15 protein-coding genes are annotated in these 15,542 nt (G+C 69.0%); 4 read left to right on the top strand and 11 right to left on the bottom strand.

Annotated features, from left to right (window positions below; translation table 11 throughout):
* The first annotated feature begins 147 nt into the window (after window positions 1-147).
* Together MA876_RS03015 and MA876_RS03010 are read left to right on the top strand one after the other, a co-directional pair.
* Window positions 148-2,664 (top strand): ATP-dependent Clp protease ATP-binding subunit, encoded by a 2,517-nt coding sequence (locus MA876_RS03015; RefSeq protein ID WP_248145959.1) that lies wholly within the window; start codon window positions 148-150, stop codon window positions 2,662-2,664.
* Window positions 2,665-2,847: 183 nt separating this feature from the next.
* A complete protein-coding gene (locus tag MA876_RS03010; protein ID WP_248145957.1) occupies window positions 2,848-3,351 on the top strand; it encodes an amino-acid N-acetyltransferase in 504 nt (167 codons plus the stop codon).
* Here MA876_RS03010 and MA876_RS03005 read toward each other — a convergent pair.
* From MA876_RS03005 to MA876_RS02960, 10 genes are read right to left on the bottom strand one after another with little or no spacing between them, the layout of a single operon-like run.
* Window positions 3,338-4,108 (bottom strand): enoyl-CoA hydratase/isomerase family protein, encoded by a 771-nt coding sequence (locus MA876_RS03005; RefSeq protein ID WP_248145954.1) that lies wholly within the window; start codon window positions 4,106-4,108, stop codon window positions 3,338-3,340. The genes MA876_RS03010 and MA876_RS03005 overlap by 14 nt on opposite strands.
* An 8-nt stretch (window positions 4,109-4,116) precedes the next feature.
* Window positions 4,117-5,217 (bottom strand): 1,2-phenylacetyl-CoA epoxidase subunit PaaE, encoded by a 1,101-nt coding sequence (paaE, locus tag MA876_RS03000; protein WP_248145952.1) that lies wholly within the window; start codon window positions 5,215-5,217, stop codon window positions 4,117-4,119.
* Window positions 5,217-5,696 carry a 1,2-phenylacetyl-CoA epoxidase subunit PaaD gene (gene paaD, locus MA876_RS02995; protein WP_248145950.1) on the bottom strand — a complete coding sequence of 160 codons (480 nt, stop codon included), beginning with the start codon at window positions 5,694-5,696 and terminating at the stop codon, window positions 5,217-5,219. The genes paaE and paaD overlap by 1 nt, the downstream gene beginning before the upstream one ends.
* Window positions 5,690-6,529: a 1,2-phenylacetyl-CoA epoxidase subunit PaaC gene (paaC, locus tag MA876_RS02990; RefSeq protein ID WP_248145948.1), complete on the bottom strand. Its 840-nt coding sequence runs from the start codon at window positions 6,527-6,529 to the stop codon at window positions 5,690-5,692. The genes paaD and paaC overlap by 7 nt, the downstream gene beginning before the upstream one ends.
* Window positions 6,526-6,831 (bottom strand): 1,2-phenylacetyl-CoA epoxidase subunit PaaB, encoded by a 306-nt coding sequence (gene paaB / locus MA876_RS02985; RefSeq protein ID WP_248145946.1) that lies wholly within the window; start codon window positions 6,829-6,831, stop codon window positions 6,526-6,528. The genes paaC and paaB overlap by 4 nt, the downstream gene beginning before the upstream one ends.
* Entirely contained in the window at window positions 6,828-7,766 is a 939-nt protein-coding gene (gene paaA, locus MA876_RS02980) for a 1,2-phenylacetyl-CoA epoxidase subunit PaaA (protein WP_248145944.1), read from the bottom strand. The genes paaB and paaA overlap by 4 nt, the downstream gene beginning before the upstream one ends.
* Window positions 7,767-7,799: 33 nt before the next feature.
* A complete protein-coding gene (gene paaI / locus MA876_RS02975) occupies window positions 7,800-8,222 on the bottom strand; it encodes a hydroxyphenylacetyl-CoA thioesterase PaaI (RefSeq protein ID WP_372491476.1) in 423 nt (140 codons plus the stop codon).
* Entirely contained in the window at window positions 8,219-10,222 is a 2,004-nt protein-coding gene (gene paaZ, locus MA876_RS02970; protein ID WP_248145943.1) for a phenylacetic acid degradation bifunctional protein PaaZ, read from the bottom strand. The genes paaI and paaZ overlap by 4 nt, the downstream gene beginning before the upstream one ends.
* Window positions 10,219-11,070: a 3-hydroxyacyl-CoA dehydrogenase family protein gene (locus MA876_RS02965; RefSeq protein ID WP_248145942.1), complete on the bottom strand. Its 852-nt coding sequence runs from the start codon at window positions 11,068-11,070 to the stop codon at window positions 10,219-10,221. The genes paaZ and MA876_RS02965 overlap by 4 nt, the downstream gene beginning before the upstream one ends.
* On the bottom strand, window positions 11,067-11,795 hold the full coding sequence (locus MA876_RS02960; protein ID WP_248145941.1) for an enoyl-CoA hydratase/isomerase family protein: 729 nt from the start codon (window positions 11,793-11,795) through the stop codon (window positions 11,067-11,069). Before MA876_RS02960 ends, MA876_RS02965 begins: the two co-directional genes overlap by 4 nt.
* A 266-nt stretch (window positions 11,796-12,061) precedes the next feature.
* On the opposite strand from MA876_RS02960, the gene MA876_RS02955 reads away from it, so the two are divergent.
* Window positions 12,062-12,715 (top strand): TetR/AcrR family transcriptional regulator, encoded by a 654-nt coding sequence (locus MA876_RS02955; protein ID WP_372491475.1) that lies wholly within the window; start codon window positions 12,062-12,064, stop codon window positions 12,713-12,715.
* Between the two features lie 50 nt (window positions 12,716-12,765).
* Window positions 12,766-13,452 carry a type II secretion system protein M gene (locus tag MA876_RS02950; RefSeq protein ID WP_248145939.1) on the top strand — a complete coding sequence of 229 codons (687 nt, stop codon included), beginning with the start codon at window positions 12,766-12,768 and terminating at the stop codon, window positions 13,450-13,452.
* Window positions 13,453-13,834: 382 nt separating this feature from the next.
* Here the strand turns inward: MA876_RS02950 and MA876_RS02945 are convergent, their stop codons facing one another.
* Complete coding sequence (locus tag MA876_RS02945; RefSeq protein WP_248145938.1) at window positions 13,835-15,400, bottom strand: amino acid permease; 1,566 nt, start codon at window positions 15,398-15,400, stop codon at window positions 13,835-13,837.
* Window positions 15,401-15,542 lie beyond the last annotated feature (142 nt).

Here is a 15,542-nt window from a genome sequence, read left to right as displayed (position 1 = left end):
CGGCGACATTCTCCGACCGCGGAGCGGAAGGGCGGATGCGGTCGCTATGCCGACGGCGAACACGGGCTTGCGGCATCCATCGCCTCGTTACCCTCTTTACAAGGCGTGAGATCGCGCCGCGTGGCCCCTGTGCCGGAGGTTTGAATGATGTTCGAGAGATTCACGGATCGTGCCCGTCGCGTCGTCGTCCTCGCCCAAGAAGAGGCGAAGATGCTCAACCACAACTACATCGGCACGGAGCACATCCTGCTCGGTCTGATCCACGAAGGCGAGGGAGTCGCCGCCAAGGCGCTCGAGTCCCTCGGCATCTCGCTCGACGCCGTGCGCGAGCAGGTGCAGGACATCATCGGTCAGGGCCAGCAGCAGCCGACGGGGCACATCCCGTTCACTCCGCGCGCCAAGAAGGTCCTCGAACTCTCGCTGCGCGAAGCGCTGCAGCTCGGCCACAACTACATCGGCACGGAGCACATCCTGCTCGGCCTCATCCGCGAGGGCGAGGGCGTTGCCGCCCAGGTGCTCGTCAAGCTCGGTGCCGACCTCAACAAGGTGCGCCAGCAGGTCATCCAATTGCTGAGCGGCTACCAGGGCAAGGAGCCGGCCGCCGTCAGCGGTGCCGCGAACGAGTCGCAGCAGGCCGCGCAGGGCGGGTCGGCGGTGCTCGACCAGTTCGGCCGCAACCTCACGCAGGCCGCGCGCGACAACAAGCTCGACCCCGTGATCGGTCGCGAGAAGGAGATCGAGCGGGTCATGCAGATCCTCTCGCGTCGCTCCAAGAACAACCCCGTCCTCATCGGCGAGCCCGGCGTCGGCAAGACCGCCGTCGTCGAGGGTCTCGCGCAGGCGATCGTCAAGAACGATGTGCCCGAGACGCTGAAGGACAAGCAGGTCTACTCGCTCGACCTCGGCTCGCTCATCGCCGGCTCCCGCTACCGCGGTGACTTCGAGGAGCGCCTCAAGAAGGTCACGAAGGAGATCCGCACGCGCGGCGACATCATCGTCTTCATCGACGAGATCCACACCCTCGTGGGTGCGGGTGCCGCCGAGGGCGCGATCGACGCGGCATCCATCCTCAAGCCGCTCCTCGCGCGCGGCGAGCTCCAGACGATCGGCGCCACGACGCTCGACGAGTACCGCAAGCACTTCGAGAAGGATGCCGCGCTCGAGCGCCGCTTCCAGCCGATCCAGGTCGCCGAGCCGAGCCTGCCCCACGCGATCAACATCCTGAAGGGGCTGCGCGACCGCTACGAGGCGCACCACAAGGTGCAGATCACCGACGGCGCGATCGTGGCCGCGGCGAACCTCGCCGACCGCTACATCTCGGACCGCTTCCTGCCCGACAAGGCGATCGACCTGATCGATGAGGCCGGCGCCCGCCTGCGCCTGTCGATCCTGTCCAGCCCGCCCGAGCTGCGCGAGTTCGACGAGAAGATCGCCGAAGTGCGCCGTCAGAAGGAGCAGGCGTCGGAAGACCAGGACTTCGAGAAGGCCGCTGCGCTGCGCGACGAGGAGAAGTCGCTCCTCGCCGAGCGCCTGCGCCTCGAGAAGCAGTGGAAGTCGGGCGACGTGGCGACCCACGCGGTCGTTGACGAGGGCCTGATCGCCGAGGTGCTCGCGCAGGCGACCGGCATCCCGGTCTTCAAGCTCACGGAAGAGGAGTCGAGCCGCCTCGTCTTCATGGAGAAGGCGCTGCACCAGCGCGTCATCGGCCAGGAAGAGGCGATCGCCGCGCTGTCCAAGACGATCCGCCGTCAGCGTGCGGGCCTCAAGGATCCGAAGCGTCCGTCGGGCTCGTTCATCTTCGCCGGCCCGACCGGTGTCGGAAAGACCGAGCTCGCCAAGGCGCTCGCCGAGTTCCTGTTCGACGACGAGGCAGCCCTCATCTCGCTCGACATGTCGGAGTTCGGAGAGAAGCACACCGTCTCGCGTCTGTTCGGTGCCCCTCCCGGGTTCGTCGGATTCGAAGAGGGCGGCCAGCTCACCGAGAAGGTGCGCCGCAAGCCGTTCTCTGTCGTGCTCTTCGACGAGATCGAGAAGGCGCACCCCGACATCTTCAACTCGCTCCTGCAGATCCTCGAAGAGGGTCGTCTGACCGACGGTCAGGGCCGGGTCGTCGACTTCAAGAACACCGTCATCATCATGACGACCAACCTCGGCGCGCGCGACATCGCGGGCGGTCCGGTCGGGTTCCAGGTCGAGGGTGACAATGCGACGTCGTACGACCGCATGAAGGGCAAGGTGCAGGAAGAGCTCAAGCGGCACTTCAAGCCCGAATTCCTCAACCGCGTCGACGACATCATCGTCTTCCCGCAGCTGTCCAAGCCCGAGCTCGTGCAGATCGTCGATCTGTTCACGAAGCGCCTCGGCGACCGCCTGCTCGACCGCGACATGACGATCGAGCTCTCGCAGTCCGCCAAGGAGCGACTCATCGAGATCGGGTTCGACCCCGCACTCGGCGCGCGACCGCTGCGTCGTGCGATGCAGCGCGAGGTCGAGGACCGCCTGTCGGAGAAGATCCTGCACGGCGAGCTCAACGCGGGCGACCATGTCAAGGTCGATGTCGAGAACGGCGAGTTCGTCTTCGAGAACGGCCCGCGGGGCGACAAGGTCGCCATCGGAGCGGTCGCCGGCGAGATCGCCGCGACGCCCGACATCGCGATCGCGTAGTTCTGGTTGACGGAAGGGCGGATGCTTCGGCATCCGCCCTTCCGTCTTTCAAGCGAGCCGGGCGCTCGCCGAGCCCACATGATCCGCGCGAAACCACTTACTCCGTGCGCGCAGATCGTGTGGGTTCGGTGATTCTGTGTGGGTTCGGCAAGAGGGCGAGAGGGCGGGCCTAGGCTGGAAGCCGTGAGCGGATACATCGTGCGGCCGGCGCGCAGCGCCGATGTGCGCGGCATCCAGGAACTCCTCGAGCCCTTCGTGCAGCGGCGCATCCTGCTCGGCAAGGACCTCGTCGTGCTGTACGAGGCGGTGCAGCAGTTCCTCGTCGCTGAGGATGAGAGCGGTCGCCTCATCGCGTGCGGCGCCCTCCACGTCATGTGGGAGGACCTCGGCGAAGTGCGCACCCTCATCGTCGCCGACGAGTGGCTCCATCACGGGGTCGGCCGCGCGGTCGTCGAGGGTCTCGAGGCGAATGCGCGTGCTCTCGGCCTCAGCCGCCTCTTCTGCCTCACGTTCGAGGTCGAGTTCTTCGAGCGCCGCGGGTTCTCACCCATCGGCGAGCAGGTCGTCGACCCCGACGTCTACTCGCAGCTCGTGCGCAGCCCCGACGAAGGCATCGCCGAGTTCCTCGACTTGGCGCACGTGAAGCCGAACACGCTCGGCAACACGCGCATGCTCAAGCGCCTCTGAAGGTCGGCTTCCGCTTCTCCTGGAACGCAGCGAAGCCCTCGCGATAGTCGTCGGTGTCGCACAGCGCGGTCTGCTCCGCGTTCTCGAGCTCGATCGACTGCCAGAGCGAGAGCTTCTCATCGCGCTGGCGAGCGAGCAGACGCTTGCTCGCGACGAAGGCGGTGGTGGGTCCGGAAGCCGCGCGGGTGGCGGCATCCATCGTCTGCTGCCGCAGCTCGTCGGCGGGGATGACACGGGAGAAGAGGCCGGATGCCACGGCCTCGGCGCCCGACATGAGCTGACCCGTGTAGATCAGATCGAGGGTGCGATGCATACCGAGTCGGTCGGCGAAGAGCGAGTGCCCACCCGAGTCGAGGGTCGCGCCGAGCGCGGCGAACGGCGAGCCGATCTTGGCCGAGTCGGCGACGTAGACGACGTCGGTCGCGATGAGCAGGCCGAGGCCGACCCCGAGACACGCGCCCTGCGCAGCCGCGAACGTCGGCGCGGGGAAGGCGGCCATCCGCCGCAGCAGCGGCGTCACGAGTCCGTCGAGGTAGCCCAGGACGTCGTCATCGCGCGGGTCGACGGCCGAGATGTCGCGTCCGGCGCAGAACGCGCGCCCCTCCCCGGTGATCACGAGGGCCCGCGCGCCCGAGGCCTCGGCGTCGGCGTACGCCGCTGACAGCGCGTCGAGCGCCGTCTCGTCGAGGGCGTTGAGCTTCTCGGGGGCGTTGAGCGACACCTGCGCGACGGCACCGTCGATGGTCAGGTCGATCATGCGGGCTCCTAGACGTCGTAGTCGACGACGACGCGCTCGGTCGTCGGGTGGGACTGGCACGTGAGCACGTAGCCGCGCTCGAGCTCGTCGGGCTCGAGCGCGAAGTTCTGGGTCATGCGCACGGAGCCTTCGAGCACGCGGGCACGGCACGTGCCGCAGACGCCTCCCGCACACGCGAACGGCACGTCTCCGCGCACGCGCAGGGCGGCATCGAGGATCGCCTCGTCGGCAGCGACGGGGGTCTCGACCGTCGACGACAGCCCGTCGAGGGTGAACTCGATCGTGCGCGTCGCGTCGCCCGCGCGCACCTCCACGGGACGACCGCGGTCGACGCGCGGGCCGTCGGCATCCGTCGTGAAGAGTTCGAAGCGGATGTCGCTCGCCGCGACGCCGTGACGCTCCAGAGCGGAGCGGCACAGCGCGACGAGGTCGAACGGTCCGCACAGGAACCACTCGGTCACCGAAGCCGGTGGCAGCAGGCGGTCGAGGATCGCGTCGAGCTTCTCGCCGTCGATGCGGCCTGAGAGCAGCGGCGCGGCCCGCTGCTCGCGCGAGAGGACGTGGTGCAGCGCGAGCCGCGCGGGGTAGCGGTCCTTCAGGTCGGCGAGGTCTTCGAGGAACATGACGTCGGGCGTCGCGCGGTTCGTGTAGACGAGGGTGAAGCGCGCGGTGGGCGATGCCGCGAGGACGGATGCCGCGAGCGACATCATCGGTGTGATGCCCGAGCCCGCCGCGATGCCGGCGAGGTGGGCTCCGTCGAGATCGGGGAGGTTCGACGTGAACGTGCCCTCGGGGCTCATGACGTCGATGCGGTCGCCGACGGCGAGGTTCTCGTGGGCCCAGACCGAGAACAGGCCGCCGAGGTCGCGCTTGATGCCGACGCTGATGGCACCGGGCGACGGAGGCCTGCAGATCGAGTAGCTGCGGCGCACCTCGTGCCCGTCGACGTGCGCGCGGAGCGCGACGTACTGCCCAGGCAGGTAGTCGTACTCGCCGTGCAGCTCGGGCGGCACCGCGAAGGTCACCTCGATGCTGTCGGCGGTGAGGGGACGGATGCCCGAGATCTCGAGCTCGTGGAAGCGCGCCCGCCGGCGCACGGCCGTCGCCATCACAGCACCTTGAAGTGGTCGAAAGGCTCGAGGCAGGCGCGGCACTCGAAGAGGGCCTTGCACGAGGTCGACCCGAAGCGCGAGACCTCCACCGTGTCGAGCGAGCCGCACCGCGGGCACCGCACGCTCACGCGCACGCGGATGGGCCCCGCGGCCGCGCGGCCGGTCGGCGGGGCGATGCCGTACGCGGTGAGCTTGCGCTTGCCGGCATCCGTCATCCAGTCCGTCGTCCACGCGGGCGACAGCGTCGTGCGTACCTCGACCCGCTCATAGCCCGCGTGCGTCAGCGCGAGCACGACGTCGTCCCGCATCGTCTCGAGCGCGGGGCAGCCGCTGTACGTCGGGGTGAGCGTGACGGTCACGCGCTCGCCGTCGACCGTGACGTCGCGGAGCACGCCGAGGTCCTCGATCGTGAGCACGGGGACTTCAGGGTCGGTCACGGTCGCCGCGATCGCCCACGCCTCGGCCCGGGTCACCATGTCGCGCCCGGATGCTGCCGCGCGAGCACCTGCATCTCGGCGAGCAGGTAGCCGAGGGTGGAGAAGTGGATGCCGCGGCGCCCGCCGCCGGCCGAGATGAACCCCTCCGGCACGATGATCTCGGCCTCCGCGGAGACCGCCGCGATGACGGCGTCGAAGCCGTCGCGCAGCGACGAGGGCCGCGCGGCGATGCCGTCGAGACGGTCCGAGAGCGACTCGTCGCGGAAGAGCTCGTCGACGTAGGGCCACATCGCGGCGACGGCCCGCAGCATCCGGTCCCGTGATTCGTCCGTGCCGCCGGCGAGGCGCAGCGTCCACTGCACGGCGTGGTCCCGGTGGTAGTCGACCTCTTTCAGCGACTTGTCGGCGATCGCCGCGAGCGTCGGATCGGCTGACGAACGCAGGGTCGAGTAGAGCTCGAACATGTACGTCGAGACGATGAGCTGTCGCGCGATCGTCTGCGCGAAGTCGCCGTTGGGCTGCTCGACGATCCACGCGCTGCGGAAGTCCCGCTCGTCACGGAAGTAGGCGAGGTCATCCTCGGTGCGGCCGTCTGCGGTGCCGGCGTACCTCAGGAGCGAGCGCGCATGGCCGAGCAGGTCGAGCGCGATGTTGCCGAGCGCGACGTCCTCTTCGAGCTCGGGCGCGCGGGCGATCCACCACCCCAGCTGCTGCGACAGGATGAGGGCGTCGTCGCCGAGCCAGAGGGCGTATTCGGCGACGTCGGGGGATGCTGCGGCATCCGCACCCGCGACGAACTCGTCGGCGAGTTCGAGCGCATCCACCGACACGTGGACATCGGTGTCTGTCGAAACGACGTCGTGGTCGGTCACAGGTGGGGCACCCCCTCGGAGGCCGTGTAGTACACGGCATGGCGGTAGTTCTTGCCCGCCGGGCTCTCGAAGTACGCGCCCTTCGCGTCCGGGTCGCTCGTCGTGATGGCGTCGGCCGGAACGACCCAGATCGAGATCCCTTCGCCGCGCCGGGTGTAGAGGTCGCGCGCGTTGCGCACGGCGAGATCGGCATCGGGGGCGTGCAGCGACCCGACGTGGACGTGGCTGAGGCCCCGGTTCGCGCGTACGAAGACCTCCCAGAGGGGCCACTGCTCTTCGGGCCGGGCGCCGGGCGTCGTCATGCCGCCACGGCCTTCGCGGCCTGTTTGCGGGCGTACGCCGCGGCGGCCTCGCGCACCCACTCGCCGTTCTCGTGGGCTTCGCGCCGCGCACGCACGCGCTCGGTGTTCATGGGCCCGCGTCCGGCGAGCACCTCGAAGAACTCGGTCCAGTCGATCTCGCTCATGTCGTACTGCCCGGTCTCGTCGTTCCAGCGCAGGTTCTCGTCGGGCAGCGTGATGCCGAGGATCTCGGCCTGGGGCACCAGCATCCCGAGGAATCTCTGTCGCAGCTCGTCGTTCGAGAACCGCTTGATCTTCCACGCCGTGGACTGCGCCGAGTTCGGCGACTGGTCGTCGGGCGGCCCGAACATCATGAGGCTCGGCCAGTACCAGCGGTTCACCGCATCCTGAGCCATCTCGCGCTGTGCGGGCGTGCCCTGCATGAGCGTCAGCAGGATCTCGAAACCCTGACGCTGATGGAACGACTCCTCTTTGCAGATGCGCACCATCGCGCGCCCGTACGGACCATAGGACGCGCGACACAGCGGCACCTGGTTGCAGATCGCCGCGCCGTCGACGAGCCAGCCGATCGCTCCCATGTCGGCCCAGGTCGGAGCCGGGTAGTTGAAGATCGACGAGTACTTGGCCCTGCCGGTGATGAGCTGCTCGGTCATCTCGTCGCGCGTGATGCCGAGCGTCTGGGCTGCCGAGTAGAGATAGAGTCCGTGCCCGGCTTCGTCCTGCACCTTCGCCATGAGGATGGCCTTGCGCTTGAGGCTCGGCGCGCGCGTGATCCAGTTGCCCTCGGGCTGCATGCCGATGATCTCGGAGTGCGCATGCTGCGAGATCTGCCGGATCAGCGTCTTGCGGTAGGCGTCGGGCATCCAGTCCCGCGGCTCGATGCGCGAGTCCGCCGCGATGAGCTCGTCGAATCGAGCCTCTGCGTCGGTGGTCATCATCGACTCCTTCGTCGAATAACAGAACGATCGTTAGGTAATTGTAGCGCTCGTCGTGACGGAGCGGCCACGGAACTCCGCGACGACCGTTCCCGCCTCGTCGGTCACCGTGACGTCGTACAGGCGCGAGCGTCCGCGTCCCGCCCGCAGGCGGGCCTCGGCCGTGAGCGTCTGGCCCGCGCGCGTCGGCGCGAGGAACGCGATGTCGGCGCCGGCGGCGACGGTGATCTGATCGCCGTCGTTGCACGCCATCGCGAACGCCGTGTCGGCGAGCGAGAAGACGATGCCGCCATGGGTCAGGCCGAACCCGTTGGTCATGTCGTCGCGCACGGGCATCGACACGATCGAGTGATCGGGCTCATCGAGCCCGACCACCATGCCGAGCGCCGCCGATGCGCGGTCGGCGCGCAGCATCCGCCGCTGACCGGCGAACCACTCGGCGGGATCGACGCTCACGACTTCGACACCAGGGTGAGCACGTCGTAGGTCGCGACCGTCTCGTCGTCCTGATTGCGGATGACGGCATCCCATCGCACTTCGCCGTACTCGTCGGTCTCGCGCGGCGTGATCTGCTTCGCCGTGAGATCGACGCGGATCTCGTCGCCCGGCGACACCGGCGTGAGGAAGCGCAGGTTCTCGAGGCCGTAGTTGGCCAGCACGGGACCTGGCTCGGGATCCACGAACAGGCCGGCCGCCCACGAGACGAGGAGGTAGCCGTGCGCGACGCGCCCAGGGAAGAACGGGTTCGCGGCGGCGGACTCCTCGTCCATGTGCGCGTAGAACGTGTCGCCCGTGAAGTGCGCGAAGGTCTCGATGTCGTCGAGCGTCACTTCGCGCGACGCCGACGCGACCTGATCTCCGACCCGCAGCTCGGCGAGCGACTTGCGGAACGGATGCCGCCCCTGGCGCGCGGCGGCTCCCGCGTGCCAGATCCCCGTGAGGGCCGTCAGCATCTCGGGGGAGCCCTGCACGGCGGTGCGCTGCATGTGGTGGAGCACGGCGCGGATGCCGCCGAGCTCCTCGCCGCCGCCCGCGCGACCGGGGCCGCCGTGCACGAGATTGGGCAGCGGCGAGCCGTGCCCCGTCGACGAGCGGGCGTCGTCGCGGTCGAGCAGCAGGACGCGACCGTTGAACGCCGAGATGCGCGTCGTGAGCTCGACGGCGACCTCGGGGTCGTGCGTCGCGATGCTCGTAACCAGCGAGCCGCCACCGCGCGCGACGAGCCCCGCGGCCTCGGCGACCGTGTCGTAGGGGAGCACCGAGGCGACGGGGCCGAAGGCCTCGACCTCGTGGACGGCGGGGGCCGCGGCATCCCGGAATCGCAGCAGGATCGGGGCGACGAACGCTCCCTCCCCGGCGGTGGATCCCACGACGATCTCGCCGCCCGCCGCTTCGAGCCGGGCGACCTGCCGCAGCACCTCGTCCCGCTGCGCGGTCGAGGCGAGAGGCCCCATCGTCACGCCGTCCGTGCGCGGATCGCCCACGACGACGCGCTCGTCGATGCGCGCTCGTACCGCGTCGATGACGGCGTCGACGGATGCCGCGGGCACGAGCGCCCGACGGATCGCGGTGCACTTCTGCCCCGCTTTCGTCGTCATCTCGGCGACGAGCTGGCGCACATAGGCGTCGAACTCCGGCGTGCCCGGTGTCGCATCCGGGCCCAGGACCGAGGCGTTGATCGAGTCGGTCTCGCTCGTGAAGCGCACGCCGTCGGCTGCTCGGGCGCGGAGCTTCTCGGCGGTCGCGGCACTGCCCGTGAAGCCGACGAGGTCGCCGAGCGCGAGGTGATCGAAGACTCCCGGGAGACTGCCGCTCACGAGCTGGAGCGACCCCTCGGGAAGGAGTCCGGACTCGACCAGGATCCGCACGAACGCTTCGGCGAGATACGCCGTCGGCGTCGCGGGCTTGACGATCGTCGGCACACCGGCGAGGAAGGCGGGGGCGAACTTCTCGAGCGAGCCCCACACGGGGAAGTTGAAGGCGTTGATCTGCATCGCGACGCCGGGCAGCCGCGTGTAGATGTGCCGGCCGAGGAACGACCCGTCCTGGGAGAGGGGCTCGACCGGGCCGTCGATGTAGACCTTCGCGTTCGGCAGTTCGCGCCGGCCCTTGCCCGAGTACGAGAACAGCACGCCGATGCCGCCGTCGATGTCGACCCACGAGTCCTGCTTCGTCGCGCCCGTGCGCGCCGAGAGGGCGTAGAGCTCGTCCTTGCGCTCCGTCAGTGCGACGGCGAACTGCTTGAGGAGCACGGCCCGCTGATGGAAGGTGAGCGCGCCGAGGCTGCGCTGGCCGACGTCACGGGCGTACGCGAGGGCGCCGGCGAGGTCGATGCCCGAGGTGCTCACGAGCGTCACGAGATCGCCGGTCGAGGCATCCCGCACTTCCGTCGCACCGGCTGTGTCGGCAGGCGTCCACCAACGGCCCTCGAGATAGCTCGGCAGGATCTCGCTCACGAGTCGTTCTCCCATTCGTAGAATCCCGAGCCGCTCTTGCGGCCGAGGCGTCCGTCGGCGACCATTCGTCGCAGCAGATCGGGCGGTGCGAAGCGCGGGCCGAGCTGCGCGAGGAGCTCTTCGGCGATCCCGAGTCGCACGTCGAGCCCGACGATGTCGGTCGTGCGGAGCGGCCCTGTGGGATGCCGGTAGCCGAGCACCATCGCGGCGTCGATGTCCTCGGCGGATGCGACGCCTTCGTCCAGCATGCGGATCGCCTCGAGCCCGAGCGCGATACCGAGCCTGCTCGACGCGAAGCCGGGCGAGTCGCGCACCACGATCGGCGTCTTGCCGAGGGCGGTGACCCACTCGCGCGCGATCTCTGCGACCCCGGTGGCTGCACCCGCCACGATCTCGACGAGCGACGACGCCGGAACGGGGTTGAAGAAGTGCATCCCGATGAAGCGATCGGGCCGCTGAAGGCCTGCGGCGAGGTCGTCGATCGAGATCGAGGACGTGTTGGAGGCGAGGATGGATGCCGCATCCATCGCGGCTTCGGCGCGCGCGAGCGCCTCCGCCTTGAGCGCCCGTTCCTCGGGCACCGCCTCGATCACGAGGTCGGCCTCGGCGAAGGCGGCGAGGTCGACGCCTGTCGACAGCGCCGCGAGAAGGTCGGGCGCGGAGGCGGTGGTCGTTCCCCGCTCGATCGAGTGACGCACGGCGTCGCGGATGCGGGCGGCCGCGGCATCCATCGCCGTCTCGTCGCGCTCGACGACGTGCACGCGCGACCCCGCGAGCAGGAACGCGTGCGCGATGCCGGCGCCCATGCGACCGCCGCCGAGGACGCCGACGCGCTGAGGCGCGGTCATCGGGCTGCTCGCTTCTCGAGGAACGCCGTCATGCGGCGGTGCTTCTCGGGGCGTTCGAACAGCTCGGCCTGCAGCTCGAGCTCGATCTCCGGATGCCGGTCGCGGGGCGCGCGCAGCGCGCGCTTCGTGTGCATCGTCGCGAGGGGGTCGTTCGCGGCGATCCGGTCGGCGAGCGTGTGCGCCGCGTCGAGGAGGCCGTCGGGCTCGTGGAGGGACGCGACGATCCCCCACGCGAGCGCCTCGTCGGCATCGAGGATGCGTCCGGTCAGCAGCAGCTCGCTCGCCCGTGCTTCACCGACGATCTCGCGCAGCCGCCACGTCGCGCCCGCGGCGGGCATGATGCCCAGGCCCGTCTCGGGATTGCCGAAGCGCAGCCGCGGCGTCGCGACGCGCAGGTCTGCCGCCAACGCGAGTTCGGCGCCGCCTCCGAGCGCGTAGCCGTCGAGCGCCGCGATGACCGGCATCGGCAGTTCGTTCACGCGGATGAACGCGGTCGCGTTGATGCCGCGGCGGGCATCCTCCGCCGTGCGGTCACGCAGCTCGGCGATGTCGGCACCCGACGCGAAGACGCCTCCGGATCCCGCCAGGATCAGGATGCGCGGTCCGGCTTCGAGCTCGGCGCACAGCGCATGGAGTTCGTCGATCATCGCCTGGTCGATCGCGTTGCGTCGCTCGGGGCGATCGAGGGTCGCGACGACGCGATCGCCTGCGCGTTCGACGATCACGCGGCACCCTCCGCGCGCACGTATGCCGAAGGCGAGGCGTCCACCATGACGTTCTCCTGAATTACCAACCGAGCGTTCAGGAATTCAGTATGACGGATGGGATGCCGCACGGCAAACGGCGCCCACCCAACTCGATATTCACGGCGCGACATCGAATCCTCGCGAATAAGAGGTCGTCTCGAGAAGTTCGAGTTCGCTCGACGAGGCAAGAAGCGCGGGAAGTCGGGGGTGCAGGCGGGGCGCGAGTCGGCCTCGACGAGGGAGGGATGCCGCGGGGAGGGCGCGTCACGTCGTGCCAGACTGAGCGCGTGTCAGACGTCGAGGCTCCCGCACCCGCGCCGCGTCGCGGCCGCCCGGGTTACGATCGCGACCGGATTCTCGAGGTCGCCGTCGACGTCTTCATCGAGCAGGGCTACGACGCGACCTCGGTGGCTGCGCTCGCCGCCCGGCTGGGACTGTCGAAGTCGGCGCTGTACCACCACTTCGCCTCGAAGGAGGAGCTGCTCAGCGTCGCACTCGACGAAGCACTCGGGGGCCTCGAGGGCGTACTCCGTGAAGAGGGTGCGACGCAGGGGACTCCCGGCGAGCGGCTCGGCTACGTGCTCGAGCGAGCAGTGCGTGTGCTGGTGGAGAAGCTGCCCTATGTCACCCTTCTGCTGCGGGTGCGCGGCAACAGCGACGTCGAGCGCGCTGCGCTCGAGCGACGCCGCGCCTTCGACCACGAGGTGACGGCACTCGTGCGCGCCGCGCAGTCCGAGGGCTCGGTGCGCGCCGACATCGACGCGTCCGTCGCGACGAGGCTCACCTTCGGCATGGTCAACTCGATCGTCGAGTGGTACCGGCCAGCGGGTTCGGAGTCGGGCGCGGACCTCGCCGCCGACGTCATGACGGTCGTCCTCGACGGGCTCCGCACGCGCTGACCGCCGCGCGCCGTCCCGGCTCGGCGGCACCCCGTGCGTACCCTGGACGCATGACCGGCACGACACCGCGGAGGCGTCACTCGCCGGCGGTCTACCGCCGACGCCGAATCGTGCTGTTGAGCGCGCTGCTGCTGATCGTCGCTGTCATCGTGTGGCTCGTCGTCGCACCCCCGTGGAGGGGCGAGGCATCCACCCCGTCCGACGCCGAACCGCAGGTGTCCGACGTCGCTGCGACCGAACTTCCCTCCGTGACCGACGCGGCCGAGGAGACGACCGGCGCCACGCCGCCGGCGGAGTCACCCGAGCCCGCGGCATCCAGCACCCCCACCGCCGAAGCCTGCGAAGCGGGAGACATCGTCGTCGACGCGGTCACCGATGCCGACACGTACGGCGCCGGGCAGAACCCCGGCCTCTCGATCAAGCTCACGAACAACGGCCCGGCGTGCTCCCTCAACGTCGGCACGACGACGCAGGTCTTCGCGATCACGAGCGGCGCCGACACGTGGTGGCGGTCGACGGACTGCCAGAGCGAGCCGAGCGACATGATCGTGCTCCTCGCGGCGGGGCAGAGCGTGTCGAGCTCGGCACCCGTCACGTGGGATCGAACGCGCTCTGCTGTCGGCAGCTGCGCCGACACGAATCGTCCGGCCGCGCCCGCCGGTGGGGCCTCGTATCACTTGAGCGTCTCGATCGGCGGAATCGACTCCACCCAGTCGAAGCAGTTCCTGCTGTACTGACGCCCGGAATCCTTACGGTGGACCGAAAACCGCGTACTTCCGCGGTTTTCACCGGGATTCCGGGATGCAAGCGGTTCCACAGCGCCTGGCGTATTCACAGGAATTGTCCGCCGAAGAGGGGACAGACGCGGAGAAAAGCCTGACATAGCCTGAATACAGCTCCCGTAGCGAAGCGGTTCACACCCCTGTCCCCAGCAGTGGGCTCGTTCCCCAGCGAGATACCCCGCGTCGCATTGCCAGAGTCGGAGAGCGTTCGGCCCTCTCGGGCCCGGTCAGCCAGACCGGACCGAGAGGGCCACCATCTTTTCCGGGACAGTCGTCCAGGCAGATGAGAGGGGTCGAAGCATCCCCCCGGATGGCTTCGACCCCTCTCCTCCCCCTGCTAGGACTTGTCGCCGAAGACTTCCTTCTCCATCGCGTCGTAACCCTCGGCCTGCGGGTCGCCGTGCTGACCACCCGAGAGCGCGTACTCCTCCTCCGGAGAGAGCACGAGCCGGTGGCGGAAGAAGAGCGCGAAGCCGATCAGGATGACGACGTACACGATCGCGATCGCGATGATCGCGGGCTGGAACGCCTCGTTGAGGAGGAAGCCCACGAAGATCAGCAGTGCGATGGCCGCGGCGATGACGGCACCGGCGATGCCCCACGGGCTGCGATACGGGCGGCTCGCGTTTGGGAACTTCCGGCGCAGGATGATGAACGAGACCATCTGCAGGAAGTACGCCAGGACGGCACCCCACACCGCGATGTTCAGCACGATCGCGCCGGCGACGGCGCCCACGTTCTCGGGATCGAGGCTCGCGAGCAGATCCAGCACGACGAGGGCGATGAACCCGATGACGGCGCCGACGAGGAGTGCGACCCACGGCGTCTGCCGCTTGCCGGTGAGCGAGAGGAAGCGCGGGTAGTAGCCGGCGCGCGAGAGCGAGTACATGTTGCGTCCGTAGGCGAACATGATCCCCTGCAGCGAGGCCAGCAGCCCCACGAGGGCGAACAGGGCGAGCACGGCTGCCCAGCCGTCCCCGACGATCGCGCGGAACCCGTCGAGCAGCGGCTCCGCGGCGACGCCCGTGGCCTCGGCCCCGATGACGCCCGTGTTGAGGAACAGCACGAGAAGACCCGTCACGATGAGCGTTCCGCGTGCCCAGAACCCGGCCTTCGGGATGTCGCGCACGGGGTTGTGGGACTCTTCGGCGGCGAGCGGGAGCTCCTCGATGCCGAGGAAGAACCACATGGCGAACGGCAGCGCGAACAGGATCGGGAGCACGCCGTGCGGCAGGAACTCGGTCTGGCCGGGGTCGGGGACCATGTCCCACAGATTCGCCCACTGGAACGCGCCCGAGAAGATCGCCATCGCCGAGAAGACGAGGATGATCCCGATCGAGATGATCGAGACGACGATCGCGAAGGTGAACGAGATGTTCGCTCCTGCCGCATTGAGAAGCACGAAGACCAGGTAGAGGACGACGTACCAGACCCACATCATGTTCGCGCCGGCCGCAGACAGGTCGAAGCCGAGCAGCTCGGCCGTGATGGCATTGGCGTACGAGGCCGAGAAGAAGACGATGACCGCGGTCGTCGCGACGTACTCGATCGTCTCGGCCGCGCCCGTGATCAGACCGCCCCACGGGCCCATGGCCGATCGCGCGAACGAGTACGCCCCGCCCGTGTGGGGCATCGCGGCGGCCATCTCGCCGATCGAGAAGATCATGCCGTAGTACATCGCCACGAGGATCACGAAGGCGATCAGCATGCCGCCGAAGCCGGCGAAGTCGATACCGAAGTTCCAGCCCGAGAAGTCTCCCGAGATGACGGCGGCGACCGCGAGGCCCCAGAGGCCCCAGATCCCCGCCGAGCGCTTCAAGCCGCGCTTCTCGAAGTAGTCCTGGCCTGCTCGTGTATAGGTCGCGCCCGCGACCTTCGCCGATTCATTGCTCGACTGCGACATCGATCCTCCGTGGGGGTCGGGTGGTGCCCGGGAAGCGCCTTGCCGACGATTGTGGAGCCTATTGGTCGGCTGTGTCTACCTTTGGGGCGGATTTCGTGATTACAGTGGATGCCGGAGCCCGGCATCCTGTCGTCCTCCGCGC

It is taken from the genome of Microbacterium aoyamense, assembly GCF_023155855.1.
GTDB classification, from domain to species: Bacteria; Actinomycetota; Actinomycetes; order Actinomycetales; family Microbacteriaceae; genus Microbacterium; species Microbacterium aoyamense.
The sequence above is the reverse complement of the archived record's forward strand: the minus strand, read 5'-3'. Positions and strand labels throughout refer to the sequence as shown.